10 protein-coding genes are annotated in these 12,982 nt (G+C 55.4%); 9 read left to right on the top strand and 1 reads right to left on the bottom strand.

What is annotated here, in order from left to right; all coding sequences use genetic code 11:
* Positions 1 to 166 precede the first annotated feature (166 nt).
* From PAT3040_RS13655 to PAT3040_RS13690, 8 genes are all read left to right on the top strand, one after another.
* A complete protein-coding gene (locus PAT3040_RS13655; RefSeq protein ID WP_108993117.1) occupies positions 167 to 1,453 on the top strand; it encodes an adenylosuccinate synthase in 1,287 nt (428 codons plus the stop codon).
* Positions 1,454 to 1,653: 200 nt separating this feature from the next.
* Positions 1,654 to 2,397, top strand: coding sequence for a hypothetical protein (locus PAT3040_RS13660; RefSeq protein ID WP_108993119.1), 744 nt, complete (start codon positions 1,654 to 1,656; stop codon positions 2,395 to 2,397).
* Between the two features lie 167 nt (positions 2,398 to 2,564).
* A complete protein-coding gene (locus PAT3040_RS13665; protein WP_181376604.1) occupies positions 2,565 to 4,121 on the top strand; it encodes a M23 family metallopeptidase in 1,557 nt (518 codons plus the stop codon).
* Positions 4,122 to 4,350: 229 nt separating this feature from the next.
* Positions 4,351 to 5,106: a response regulator YycF gene (gene yycF / locus PAT3040_RS13670; protein ID WP_087568479.1), complete on the top strand. Its 756-nt coding sequence runs from the start codon at positions 4,351 to 4,353 to the stop codon at positions 5,104 to 5,106.
* The gene (walK, locus tag PAT3040_RS13675; RefSeq protein ID WP_087568478.1) at positions 5,103 to 6,953 is read left to right on the top strand and encodes a cell wall metabolism sensor histidine kinase WalK; all 1,851 of its coding nucleotides are present in this window, start codon (positions 5,103 to 5,105) and stop codon (positions 6,951 to 6,953) included. Before yycF ends, walK begins: the two co-directional genes overlap by 4 nt.
* Positions 6,950 to 8,803 carry a YycH family regulatory protein gene (locus PAT3040_RS13680; protein WP_108993122.1) on the top strand — a complete coding sequence of 618 codons (1,854 nt, stop codon included), beginning with the start codon at positions 6,950 to 6,952 and terminating at the stop codon, positions 8,801 to 8,803. The genes walK and PAT3040_RS13680 overlap by 4 nt, the downstream gene beginning before the upstream one ends.
* Before the next feature lie 59 nt (positions 8,804 to 8,862).
* Positions 8,863 to 9,627 (top strand): two-component system regulatory protein YycI, encoded by a 765-nt coding sequence (gene yycI / locus PAT3040_RS13685; protein ID WP_087568476.1) that lies wholly within the window; start codon positions 8,863 to 8,865, stop codon positions 9,625 to 9,627.
* A gap of 301 nt (positions 9,628 to 9,928) precedes the next feature.
* The gene (locus PAT3040_RS13690; RefSeq protein ID WP_087568512.1) at positions 9,929 to 10,771 is read left to right on the top strand and encodes an MBL fold metallo-hydrolase; all 843 of its coding nucleotides are present in this window, start codon (positions 9,929 to 9,931) and stop codon (positions 10,769 to 10,771) included.
* On the opposite strand, the gene PAT3040_RS13695 is transcribed toward PAT3040_RS13690, so the two are convergent.
* A complete protein-coding gene (locus PAT3040_RS13695; protein WP_108993124.1) occupies positions 10,704 to 10,925 on the bottom strand; it encodes a hypothetical protein in 222 nt (73 codons plus the stop codon). The genes PAT3040_RS13690 and PAT3040_RS13695 overlap by 68 nt on opposite strands.
* Before the next feature lie 136 nt (positions 10,926 to 11,061).
* On the opposite strand from PAT3040_RS13695, the gene PAT3040_RS13700 reads away from it, so the two are divergent.
* Positions 11,062 to 12,498 carry a S1C family serine protease gene (locus PAT3040_RS13700; protein WP_108993126.1) on the top strand — a complete coding sequence of 479 codons (1,437 nt, stop codon included), beginning with the start codon at positions 11,062 to 11,064 and terminating at the stop codon, positions 12,496 to 12,498.
* Positions 12,499 to 12,982 lie beyond the last annotated feature (484 nt).

The following is a 12,982-nucleotide window of genomic DNA, read 5'->3' on the forward strand; positions in this document are numbered from 1 at the left end:
CAATTGTGTGGACGTCCGCACAATTGTTCGTTTTTCGTTTGACTTCTACGCGTCGCACTGCTACACTATTAGTGCTGTCTTCTGGCAAGTGACGCGGTGAAGAACCCGGATCTGCCGCAAGGACGGTAATTTTCGATGTTTGTATGCATCGAACGGGGGTATGATTATGTCTACGGTTGTTGTTGTCGGTACGCAGTGGGGAGACGAAGGAAAAGGCAAAATCACCGACTTCCTTGCAGAGGGAGCTGACGTTGTTGCTCGTTACCAAGGAGGAAACAACGCCGGGCACACCATCCTCATCGACAATAAGAAATACAAATTAACGATGATTCCATCCGGTATTTTCAATCATGATAAAACTTGCGTCATCGGCAACGGCATGGTTATTAATCCTGCCGCTCTGATCGACGAAATTAACTATATTCACGAGAACGGCTTCTCCACGGAGAACCTGAAGATCAGCGACCGCGCGCATGTGATTATGCCGTACCATCTTGTACTGGACGGCCTTGAGGAAGACCGCAAAGGCGATAACAAAATCGGCACGACGCGCAAGGGCATCGGTCCATGCTATATGGACAAAGCGGCCCGCAACGGCGTACGGATCAGCGATCTGATGGATGCGGAGGAATTCGAATCCCGCGTTCGCGCCATCATCGTAGAGAAAAACAACCTCATCGAGCAAGTCTACGGCGGAGAGGCGCTTGACGCGGACTCCATCGTAAAGGATTACTTGGGCTACGCGGAAGTGCTCCGTCCATATGTGACAGATACGTCCGTGGTGCTTAACGACGCTATCGACGAAGGCAAAAAGGTGCTCTTCGAGGGCGCACAAGGCGTCATGCTCGACATTGACCAAGGCACGTATCCGTTCGTAACGTCCTCCAACCCGTCCGCGGGCGGCGTCTGCATCGGCTCCGGCGTCGGTCCGTCCAAGATTCAGCAGGTTATCGGCGTTGCCAAAGCCTACACGACTCGCGTAGGCGACGGCCCGTTCCCGACGGAGCAGGACAACGAGATCGGCCAATTGATCCGCGACAAGGGTCATGAGTACGGTACGGTTACGGGACGTCCGCGCCGCGTCGGCTGGTTCGACACGGTTGTCGTCCGTCATGCGCGCCGCGTCAGCGGCATCACAGGTCTGTCCCTGAACTCGCTGGACGTATTGACGGGTCTGGACACCGTTAAGATTTGCACGGGCTACAAGTACCGCGGAGAGATTATCCAGCACTACCCTGCAAGCCTTAAGACGCTGGCCGAGTGCGAAGCGGTATACGAGGAGTATCCGGGTTGGAGCGAGGATATTTCGGGAGCGAAGAAGCTGGAGGATCTGCCTGCCAATACGCTGAGCTACTTGAACCGTATCTCGGAGCTGACGGGTATTCCGATCGCTATCTTCTCCGTAGGCCGCAACCGCGAGCAGACGAATCCGGTTCGTCCGATCTACGAATAGAATAGCTGGTTAAAGCAGCAAGCCGCAGCCATTGCCTGAAGGAGCGTAAGATTCTCCTTTAGACAATGGCTTTTTTTCTCCTGTAAGGCGGAATGCGGAATGTCCTCTCTCAACCTTGACCATACTGGTAGAAAGGAATGAACGGCTGCGAGAGGCAGATGCTAAGATTGATGCCTGGAGCCGGCTTAGGAGATGATAGGATGTTTAGAGGATTGGCGTGGATCGCCAAGCTGGTGGCCGCGGGATTAATTATCAGCTTTTTGTCGATCTGGACGACGGGGTATATCGTAACGAGTTATGTAGAATCCATATTAAAGCAATACGAGCTGCCGATCGAAGTGCCGCCTATGGCGATGTCGGGCGTATGGGGCAAGCTGTGGGGCTCGGACCCGCATACGACGGCGGAGGAGAGCGGCGTAGAGAGCGCCAGCGGCGTCGAAGGCGGTTCGGAAGCGGACGGAGATTCGGAGGATCTCGCGGCTGAGAATAGCGGCTCAGCGGAAGACGACGGAGCCCAGGAGGCGTTTGGCCAGATCGAGGAGCCTCCTCTTACCGATGTCGGCGTAGGCAAAGGCAGCGGCGCGGCTGGAGGCGTCGAGCCGCCGGAAGGAGGCGGCACAGGCGCTGAGGGCGAGAATGGCGGGGCTATCGCAGACGGCGGAACGCTGGAAGGCATCGGGGGATCGGACGGCGTAGACGGGACGGAGACGGCGCTGACGACGGACGAGTTGACGGAGGCAAAGGATAAGATAAGCGACGAGGACAAAAATAAGCTGTTCGAATTATTGATGGCGAAGCTCCCCCAGGAGTCCTTGCAGCAGATCTCCGCATACATGGAGGAAGGGCTTACAGAACGCGAATTAACCAACATTCAACAGATTATGGCACAGCATCTCGACAAGAAAGAGTATGAGGATATGATGAGCATTCTGAAAAAATATTAATATTACGTTGTGATGGCAACGGTTGCTCCATTTGTTAGGCTTGTGTTAAAGTATTAGGCGAGTGATCCAACGGGATTATTCGCCTTTTTTCTATTTTTAATGCGCGATTCTCTTAGAAGCGATGCGAAAAGGAGACTATCATGACCGGTTTCAGGGATATGAGTCGTATGAAGAAGGTATGGGAGAATTCGACCCGCTACTTTCGACGTAAGGGCTCACAAGGCTTGGATAGCAAGACCGAACACCAGACCGCAGACTTGGTTGTTTCTACCCCATTCTGGCGGAAGAAGACGACCGGCCTGATCGGCGGCGCGGCAATTCTGCTTACAGTAGCCGGCATTATCGGTTACCAGCAATACTCGCAATATGTAGAACGAAATACATTCGAATTCTACCACGTATATAAAGATGGCGTTGAATTAGGGACGGTAGCTACGCAAGACGAAGTAGAGCAGTGGATCGCGTCGAAGACGCAAGAGGTGCAGCAAGCCAATCCGGACATTACGATGGTAGTGGACACCGGCGAAATTACATACGTCGAGGGCAGCGGCTTTAAGGCTGTTCCGGAGACGGAGGCTACGCTGGCGAAGCTGGCTGGCGCAACAACCTCGCATGCGGTAGGCGTGGAAGTGGTTATAGACGGCAACGTCATCGGAGTCGTAAAGGACCAGGCAACGGCGGACGACATTCTGTCGCGCGTTCAGGGCAAGTATGCGCCTGAGCTGGCGGCAGCGGCCAAGAAGGATAGCAGATCGGTTACGACGTTGTCGTACGACAAGGATGCCAAAGCAACAGAGGCGGCAGAGCCGGATTTAACGAAGCCGGGACGCGTCGTCACGGATGTAACCTTTGTAGAGGATGTTTCGATCGAGCAGATCGAAACGGAACCTTCGAAGATTGCAAATGCGGACGATATCTACAAAAAGATCATTACGGGCAGCACCAAGCCGACCAAATATGTCGTGAAAGAAGGCGATTGCATCGGCTGCATCGCGCAAAAGTTCGATATAACGTCCGACTTTATCCGCGAAAATAATAAGTGGATCAAGGATGACAAGATTACAATAGGGGACGAGCTGGACTTGACCGTACAGCTTCCGGAGCTGACGGTCGTGACGACCGAGAGCCTGGTGGAGCTGGAGAAGATTGCAATTCCCGTCGAGTATACGAAAAACGAGAAGATGCGCGTAGGCGAGTCCAAAACCATTACGCAAGGCGTAGAGGGCGAACAGCGGCTTACGTACAGCATCAAAAAGGAGAACGGTTATGTCGTCTCCGAGGAACTGGTAAAAAAAGAAGTATTGAAGGAGCCAATCGCTACCGTCATCGAAAAAGGTACGATGGTCGTGCTGGACGAAGGCACGGGCAAGTTCCGCTATCCTATAGCCAGTGCAAGGTTGACGAGCAAGTTCGGCCAGCGCTGGGGAAGGATGCACAACGGCATCGATCTCATCGGCAGCAAGACGATCATGGCGGCCGACAATGGCGTCGTGGAGTTCGTCGGCACGAAGGAAGGCACGGGCAAGACCATTATTATTAACCATAAGAACGGATTCAAGACCGTCTACGCGCATCTCAGCTCGTATAAAGTCAGCAAAGGCGACAAAGTAGAGAAGGGCGACTCCATCGGCATTATGGGCAATACGGGCAATTCCACGGGCACTCATCTTCATTTCGAAATTCATAAGAACGGCGTGATCCAAAATCCGCTGAAGTACTTATAGTATATATATCCAATACGACCATATTTGAAGCATCTTGGGAGCCACGATTCCCGGGGTGCTTCTTCTATTGTAGACGATGCATAGGCGAGGTTGGTTGCATGGAAGTTACAGGATGGACGAGAAGGATAAATTGCCAGCCTGTAGGGGAATTTCATTGTGAACGTGACGCCCCTGTATGTTAGAATATAAGGGCAACTATCTATTGGACAAGCGACAGGCGGTGTAAACGATGCACGGTAAAATTTTGGTGGTCGATGATGAACAGCCGATTGCAGATATATTGAAGTTTAACCTGGAGAAGGAAGGATACGAGGTCATCTGCGCATTCGACGGCGGAGAGGCCGTCAGGCTGGCATTCGAAGAACAGCCAGATCTGATGCTGCTAGACTTGATGCTGCCCGTAAAGGACGGCATGGATGTGTGCCGCGAGGTGCGTACGAAGCTCCATATGCCCATCATTATGCTGACGGCGAAGGACACGGAGATCGACAAGGTGCTGGGTCTGGAGTTGGGCGCGGACGATTATGTCACGAAGCCGTTTAGCACGCGCGAGCTGCTCGCCCGGGTAAAGGCTCATCTGCGGCGGCAGACGAAAAATGACAAGCAGTCCGAGAGCGCGGCGGCTTCGGAGGGCAGTCAAGATCCGCATGCGGAGCAGACCGGGCTCAAGCTGTTTAACCTGTTTATCGATACCGACATGTATGTCGTGTACAAGGATGCAGCGCCGCTGGATCTGACGCACCGCGAATTCGAGCTGGTGCATTATATGGCGCGCAACAGCGGCAAGGTCATGACGCGGGAGCATCTGCTTCAGGCGGTATGGGGCTTCGAATACTTCGGCGACGTTCGTACGGTGGATGTCACGATCAGACGATTGCGCGAGAAGATCGAAGATGATCCCAGCCGTCCGGAATACATTATGACGAGACGCGGGCTGGGGTACATGATGCGCAATCCGAAGTCGGGAGGCTTCGGGTACGGATGAAGGGACGGAGCTTCTTCCGAACGATTCAGGTCAAGCTCGTCATTATCTATCTGCTGCTCATTTTGGTAGCGATGCAGCTTATTGGCGTGTATTTCATCAGCACGGTCAAAAATTCGCTCATCACGAGCTTTACGAACAATCTGAAGGAGCAGGCCGACATTTTGGCCAAGTTCGCGGCTCCAAGCCTGCTCCCCAATCAGGAAGGCGATGGAGACTCCGCCGATAACACGACGGAGGATCTTAATCTGGTCGTACGCAATCTGTTCAGCATCAGCGGGGCCGAGGTACAAGTGCTTGACGCAAACGGTAAGGTCGTCGCGACGTCGCTGCAGGTCCATCAGTCGAATATTGGGCAAAAGAACAATTCGCTTGCGGTTCGCCGCGCCCTGCAGAACATTCCCGATAACGAAGAAGAGATTATCGACGAAGACAATACGCGAAAGAAGAGAATCGCGCTGCCCGTCACTTATAACGATAAGGTAGTCGGCGCTGTCTACGTTGTCGCGTCGATGACGGAGCTGTACGAGACGGTAAATCGGGTCAACCAGATTTTCTTCTCGGGTACGCTGATCGCGCTTGGATTGACGGGCGTACTCGGCATCTTGCTCGCCCATACGATCACGAGTCCGATCCAGGGACTAACGCGTCAGGCGGAGGCGGTCGCGGATGGACGATTCGATCTAAAGGCGCCGGTACTCGGCGATGATGAGATCGGGCGGCTCAGCATGGCGTTTAATGATATGACCATCCGGCTCAAGGAAGCGTTGTCGGCGAACGAAGAGGAGAACGAGAAGCTGGTCTCCGTCCTGTCGAACATGAGCGACGGGGTCGTTGCGGCGGACGAGCGCGGCGTTATTATCGTCTGGAATCGCCGTGCGCTGGAGATGCTCGAGGTGGATACGCTCCAGGACGCGAAGCTGTCGGAGCTGCTCATCCTTACGCCGGATAAGCTGGCGGAGTTCGAGCAAGGACGCGGCGGCACGATTGTGTTGAACCGCGGACCGCAAGAAGATGCCGGCCTCGCCGAATCCGGAGACTCCGTGCTCAAGGTTACGTTTACGCCCATCCATCGCAGAGGCAAGGGGATCACCGGCATGATTGCGGTGCTGCAGGACGTCACGGAGCAAGAGAAGCTGGAGCAGTCGCGCCGGCAATTCGTCGCCAATGTGTCGCATGAGCTTCGTACGCCGCTCACGACGATCAAGAGCTACGCCGAAGCGCTCGGCGACGGAGCGCTGGAGGAGCGGGATCTGTCGACACGTTTCGTCGGCGTCATCAGCAACGAGACGGAGCGCATGATACGGCTTGTAACGGATTTGCTTCATCTGTCGCGTCTGGACTCCAATCAGGCGCCGCTTCGCAGGCGGCAGACGAATATCCACGACATGCTGGACGAAGTAGCCGACCGCTTCTCCTTTCAGCTGCGACAGAAGTCGATATCCGCCACTGTCGGCGTGGAGCGTGGACTCAAGAACGCCTGGCTCGACCGTGATCAGATCGACCAGGTGCTGGACAATCTCATATCCAATGCCATCAAGTATACGCTGGACGGCGGACAGATCGGTCTGACCGCGCGGCGAACGGCGGATGGCGGATCGATAGAGATCAGCGTCAAGGATACCGGAATCGGCATTCCGAAAAAGGATCTGACGCGCATCTTCGACCGCTTTTACCGAGTCGACAAGGCAAGATCGCGCAATATGGGCGGCACCGGTCTCGGCCTGTCCATTGCCCGGGAAATCGTGAGGGCGCACGGCGGTACGATTGCGCTGTATTCGGAGCTGAACGAGGGGTCGAAAGTGACGTTTACGCTTCCTCTTCTTCAGGAAGGAGGCGATCCCGAATGATGGAACGAATGAAGACGGGCGTGTTGATCGTGCTGGTAGCGCTCAGCCTGCTGCAGAGCTACTTGCTTGCCTATAGCATGCCGAGACTTGGCGCCACGGTGCGAAGCGATCAAGATTACGTAAACACGGAGCGTCTCGGTACGCAGTCTCACGTGGAGAACACCATTTTCCCCGATGACCTTATTATCCATATGGGCGATGATCGGCATACGGTGATCTATCCGGATACGCAGTTCTACGAAATGATTTTGAAGCAACGACTGATCGGCCGCGAGTTCAAGGGCTTCCAGCGCAGCCCGATTACGCTGATCGACTGGAACGAGGTGCGCAAAAACGACATCGGCATCGAGCTGCGGTTTGGCAGCGGCGTCGCCGTCGATCTGTTGCAGAAGCTGCTGAAGCTGGAAGGCGATCTGTTGTTTCTTAACGACAGCATCGATCGGATCTGGATCTTTAAGACAACGGATACGGAGGAGATCCGTACCTTCTTCTTTAGCAGCGAGGAGGGCATCGTCTACGAGTCGGTACGCGCCGACCTGACCGTGCGCGACGTGCAGGATTATGTCGGATTCGGCCAGCATCTGCCCGAGTATATGATGGTGGGGGATGATCTGTACGCGCCGAAGGAGTCCTTGCAGGCGACGGCGATGACCTTCCCTTATGAGACGTATTCGCCGGAGCAGATGCAGCGAAGCTTGTTCTTTGATCCCAGCACGACGAGGGCGATCGTCGATCGCAGCGGGTCGCAGATCTTTACCGACGGCAAGCGCGGCCTCAAGGTGGAGCAAAACGGCCTGTGGATCAACTATACGAACCCGGCCGCGACGCAGAGCAGCGAAGTTTTGCTTAGCGAGAATGTATATGCTTCGGTGGAATTCATTAATCAGCATGGCGGTTGGGATGGCACTCACGCCTTGGTGGGCACGACAGCGGACAGGGAGCAAAAGCTGGTCACGTTCCGCAAGTATGTGGAGCAGTACCCGATCGTAAGCAACAGCCCGTTTAATTACGGCCAAATTCAGCTCACGCTGCAACAAGGCGTCGTGACGGAATATTCGAGATCGCTGATTACGCTGAAGCCCCAGGCCCAGAATCGCGAGGTGCGTTGGCTGCCTGGCGGAGAGAATTTGGAGCAGCGACTGAAGGGTTACGAACGGCGAAGCGAGATCACGGCGCTGTTTCCGGCGCTGCGGCCTGTGCCGATGGAGGATGACTTGCTGCGCTTGGATCCTGTATGGGCTGTCCGATTATCCGACGGCACCGAAGAAGTGTTGGCGGACGCGTATCCTGTCGGATATTCGCCTCCGGCCAAGCCGCCTGAAGGCGGCAATGGAGCTGGCGGAGAAGGGGAGGCAGCGGGCGACTCGGAGGATGCGTCTGCGGATAACCGGGATGCACTACCTGGTGGCGAGGGTGTAGCCAGCGGTGCCGGGGCCCGGACGGATCGGGTCGGACAGAGCAACGGCATCGAAAGCAGCACGACCGCTGGTAATTTGACCGGCAGAGGGTTGTCGGGGCTTGTCGCTGATCGCTTCGGTAATGGCGGCGGAGACTCTGTCGCTGACCTAAGCTCGGGTAAGGATGCAAGCTCTGATCGGGATGCCGGGAATGGGAGTGCCGCTGCGAGCGCAGGAAACAACGCTTCCGGACAAGGAGTGTCAGGGGGAGTTGGATCCACGGGTCAGGGCGGCAATGAGAAGGAAGAAGAGCCGGGCAGTCTCGGGGACTCGGAGGCGGCTCGCGAAGACGGGGAAACAGACTTGGCGGCAGACCCTCCCGCGAGCGGAATCGCGGCTCCTTCCGGCGAGGCTGGAACATTGGCAGCGTCTAGAAAGAGCGGCTATCGATAAGTTATTCGGAGAGGGATAGCTGCGGGGGACGGCATGACAGAAACAGGAGGTGATGGAGATTGGATTGGGGCAGAGCGAAGAGCGTATTGATTATTTCGTTCCTGATGCTGAATGTGCTGCTCGGCTATCAGCTGTGGAACGATATTCGGGAGCAGCTGGACGCCAACGTGAATTCGGCGGAGCTGCCGCAGGATAAGGTGGTGCTGATGCAGCAGAAGCGGATAACGTTATCGGCAAACCTGCCGTCGGATACGCCGAAGCTGGGCGACTTGACGTATCTGCTCCATTCCGATGTCCATCAGAAGTCTAAGCCTACGGAACTTGAGACGCCTGTCGACAGCGCGCTTAACTTCAACAAGCAGGGATTGATTCGGGCAATCGGCGACGAAGTGCCGGAGCTGGAGCATTATGTGTACGATCTGCACAACAGCAGGGAAGGCGTATTCGTCCATCATCGGATGGTCGACGGGCGCCCTATGTTCAACGTCAAGCTGGAGCTGTACAATAGCAATCTTAAGATTACGGGTTACCTGCAGGATCGGATCGAGCTGATCGGCAGAGGCGAGGAGAAGCAGGTGCTGCCCGCGGCCAAGGTCGTGGCGAGCCTGATCGAGACGTATTTAAAGGAAGGGTCCGTTATCACGGATATTCAGCTCGGTTATCACGGGCAAATTTTCGACTCGGAGAAGCAGGTGTCGGCGCCGTCTTGGCGTGTGATGCTGGAGGACGGCAAGATCTTTTACGTTCACGCCATAAGCGGCGAAGTAACGACGGACGGCGCGGAAGATGGAAACGCGGAAGGCGGCGCCAAGTCTGGCGGATAGACGTCAGACGACCGGACCAGAGGGAGCAAGACGAGACATGCAGCATATCCAATTGGGAATAAGTTCGTATGGATGGAGACGGGCTCCACATGGTTAGATAGAAGGAGTCCAATCCTGCTAATATTTCATGCGATTTTTTCATAGATACCGTTTCAAATTACTTAGTAGATATGAGATTGATAGAGGTATAATAGGAAGAGGATAAGTTGGCTTGGGGATAGGGCAGAGGTCGTCGAATGCGAACGATGTAGCCCGCGATATCAGTGTTGCCAATGGGTAGCAGGAGAAGGGATTGGACGGTTTGGGACTCAGATTTACAGTACTTGGAAGCGGTTCGACGGGAAATGCGACGATCGTGCAGGGAAATGGGGCTACGGTACTCATCGATGCCGGGCTAAGCATGAAGAAGCTCGAGGAGCTTATGCGCATGCAGGGTATCGGCTGCCATGAGATCGATGCGTTGTTTGTGACGCATGAGCACTCCGATCATATTAAGGGACTGGGCGCTCTCGCGCGGAAGTACGAGCTTCCGATCTACGCCAACGAAGCGACCTGGGGAGCCATGGAACGACTAATCGGGACGATCGCACCCGAGAAGCGGACGATTATGGAGTCCGGCGAAGCGCTGACCTTCGGCTCTTTGCAGGTGCAGTCCTATCCGATCTCGCATGATGCGGCGGAGCCGGTCGGCTATTGCTTCGAAGAGGATGGCGAGAAGCTGAGCCTGGCGACGGATCTCGGCTATGTCAGCGAGAAGGTGAGACGGCAAATTATCGATTCGGACGTGCTGGTGCTGGAGTCCAACCACGATACCGAGATGCTTCGCATGGGCCGATATCCATGGAATATTAAGCGGCGCATTTTAAGCGACGTGGGCCATTTGTCCAACGTGGCGGCGGGCGAGGCGCTGCTGGAATTGATGACCGACCGGACGAAACGGGTGTATCTGGCCCATCTTAGTCTGGATCATAATCAAATGGATCTGGCGATGCTCACGGTCAATTCTATATTGGAGAATCACGGAATATTTTATAAGCAGGAGGAGTTCCCGCTGCGTCATACATACCATGACCGTCCTACGCCATGGGATGAAGTGAAGCGGCGATCAGACTCTCCAGTTGCTCGTCCAGCTGTTCGGCCTTGACGGTAAGCTCCTCGCGGGACAGCAAGCCCTTGTCGATCAAGAGCTCCAGCATGGCGCTCAGCGTTAGTACCGTGCGGTAATGGTCATCCTTCAGGTCGGCCAGCTTGGCCGCCAGTTGTACCTGCTCCCAGGCGGCGGGCGTGCTTTGTTTCATGAACATCTCTCCTAGTGTAAAAAAATGTTGTTGCGGCTACCTCTAATCTATTATTATTTTAGTCATTTCTTCCGAAAACATTCCTAGATTATGAAAAAAGAGATAAGGTTCGGTTCCAAGGAGAGGAGCGATTCCGATGAGCATTTTCGACGACGATTTTTATTCCACCAAGGTGTCCAGGCGAACCGTCCGGCAAAGCCGGCAAGAGGACTCCAGGTTTCCATACAGAAGCGGCGAACGCAAGTGGTCGAATGTGCGAATCGCGTTTATCTCATCGTTCACGAGCGCTGTCGCGGCGACGTTGATCTTTGGAGCGGTCTTCGGGGGCTTCGGAAGCGCTCCGGGAGGCGGAGGCGGCATGGGCGGCTCGACGCCGAGCGGACTAGTAGCGACGGGCGACCCGTCGGAGCGGGCTATCAATGCCGCGGCCAAGGTGAGTCCAGCCGTTGTCAGCATTATTAACGAGCAGCTCTTCGGCTTCGGGCTGGGAGGTCAGAAGCTGGAAGGCGACGACGCGAAGGAAGGCGAGGGCATCCTGCGGGAAGCGGGAGTGGGTTCCGGCGTCATCATTAAGAAGAAGGACGGCAAGGCGTACATCGTAACCAATTACCACGTCGTAGCGGGCGCCCAGAAGGTGCGTGCCGTGCTCACGAACGGCGAAATACGGGAAGCGAGCGTTGTCGGCGAGGATCAGATCACCGATCTGGCCGTGCTTGCGATCGACGACAAAGGCATCGACACGGTAGCGGAGGTTGGCGATTCTTCGGCCCTTCGCAAAGCGGAGTTCGTTATGGCGATCGGCAATCCGCTCGGTTTGGGCGAGTCCATTACGATGGGCGTCGTCAGCGTTATCGAAGAGGTCGTGCCCGTCTCTCTTAATCAGAACGGCGTTATCGACTGGGAGCAGGAGGTCATTCGCGTCGATGCTGCCATTAACCAAGGCAACAGCGGCGGACCGCTGATCGATCTCAACGGCCGCGTCGTCGGCATCAACAGCATGAAGATCGCCGACTTCGGCGTCGAAAGCATCGGCTACGCGATTCCCATCAATAAGGCTATGCCCGTGCTGGAGGAGTTGATGGCGCAAGGCTTTGTCTCGCGTCCTTACCTTGGCGTATACACGCTGGATCTGCAGCAGTATTGGCGCCAGCAGGATATGGGCGATCTCGGCGATCTGTTCGGCGAGGATCCCGAGGGCTGGCTTGGCGAAGAGGAGGGCTCCGGCTCTGGCGCTGAGGACTCCGAGGGTGCAGCAGAGCAAGGCAAGGATGGCGAGGAGCCTGACGGCGGCGAAGGAGAAGCCGGCGGGACCTCTTCGGATTTGAAGCTGCCAGACAATGTGCTGGCAGGCGTCATCGTGCTGGAGGCCGTTGGCCCGGCGTTGAAGGCAGGTCTGCAGTTCAACGACGTTATCGTTGACTTCGACGGCCATGCGATCGGAACGACGATGGAGCTGCGCAAGTATCTCTACTCGAAGAAGAAGATCGGCGATTCCATCGAAATTTCGTATTACAGGGACGGCGAGCTCAAGAAGACGAAGCTGAAGCTGGGCGAGAGTGTGGCGGAGGAATAAGAGGGTATCGGCATCGGCATAGGCATATCATAAGACTGCTGCAACTCGAGGGGATCCGATTATGATGGATCCTGCGAGTGCGGCAGTTTTCTTTGTGTTGGGGGGCGGCATGTTATAGCGGAATCCTCCACTATAATTGGTCATCGAGTGCTAGCCCAGCACAATACGCCGCATCTGAGGCCCGGAGTGCCGCATGAGTATGAAAAAGCGAGTACAATCGACACATCCGGTGCTCGGAGTGCCGCATGAGTATGAAAAAGCGAGAATATAGCGGATTACTCCGCTATAAATGGTCACCGAGTGCTAGCCCGGCACAATATGGTGGATTTCTCCACTATAATCGACCGCACGACGCCAGCCTGACGCGATATAGTGGATTTCTTCGCTACAATTGGTCATCGAGCACTAGCCCGGCATAATATGGTGGATTTCTCCACTATAATCGGCCGCCCGACGCCAGCCTGCCGCAATATAGTGGATTACT

Origin of the sequence: Paenibacillus agaridevorans, assembly GCF_003112455.1 — a bacterium.
Classification (GTDB): domain Bacteria; phylum Bacillota; class Bacilli; order Paenibacillales; family Paenibacillaceae; genus Pristimantibacillus; species Pristimantibacillus agaridevorans.

What these genes read in the sequence shown, in the direction of transcription:
- walK (WP_087568478.1), top strand. Translation starts at nt 5,103, where the DNA reads ATGAAGGGACGGAGCTTCTTCCGAACGATTCAGGTCAAGCTCGTCATT.
- PAT3040_RS13655 (WP_108993117.1), top strand. Translation starts at nt 167, where the DNA reads ATGTCTACGGTTGTTGTTGTCGGTACGCAGTGGGGAGACGAAGGAAAA.
- yycF (WP_087568479.1), top strand. Translation starts at nt 4,351, where the DNA reads ATGCACGGTAAAATTTTGGTGGTCGATGATGAACAGCCGATTGCAGAT.
- PAT3040_RS13695 (WP_108993124.1), bottom strand. Translation starts at nt 10,925, where the DNA reads ATGAAACAAAGCACGCCCGCCGCCTGGGAGCAGGTACAACTGGCGGCC.
- PAT3040_RS13660 (WP_108993119.1), top strand. Translation starts at nt 1,654, where the DNA reads ATGTTTAGAGGATTGGCGTGGATCGCCAAGCTGGTGGCCGCGGGATTA.
- PAT3040_RS13665 (WP_181376604.1), top strand. Translation starts at nt 2,565, where the DNA reads ATGAAGAAGGTATGGGAGAATTCGACCCGCTACTTTCGACGTAAGGGC.
- PAT3040_RS13700 (WP_108993126.1), top strand. Translation starts at nt 11,062, where the DNA reads ATGAGCATTTTCGACGACGATTTTTATTCCACCAAGGTGTCCAGGCGA.
- PAT3040_RS13680 (WP_108993122.1), top strand. Translation starts at nt 6,950, where the DNA reads ATGATGGAACGAATGAAGACGGGCGTGTTGATCGTGCTGGTAGCGCTC.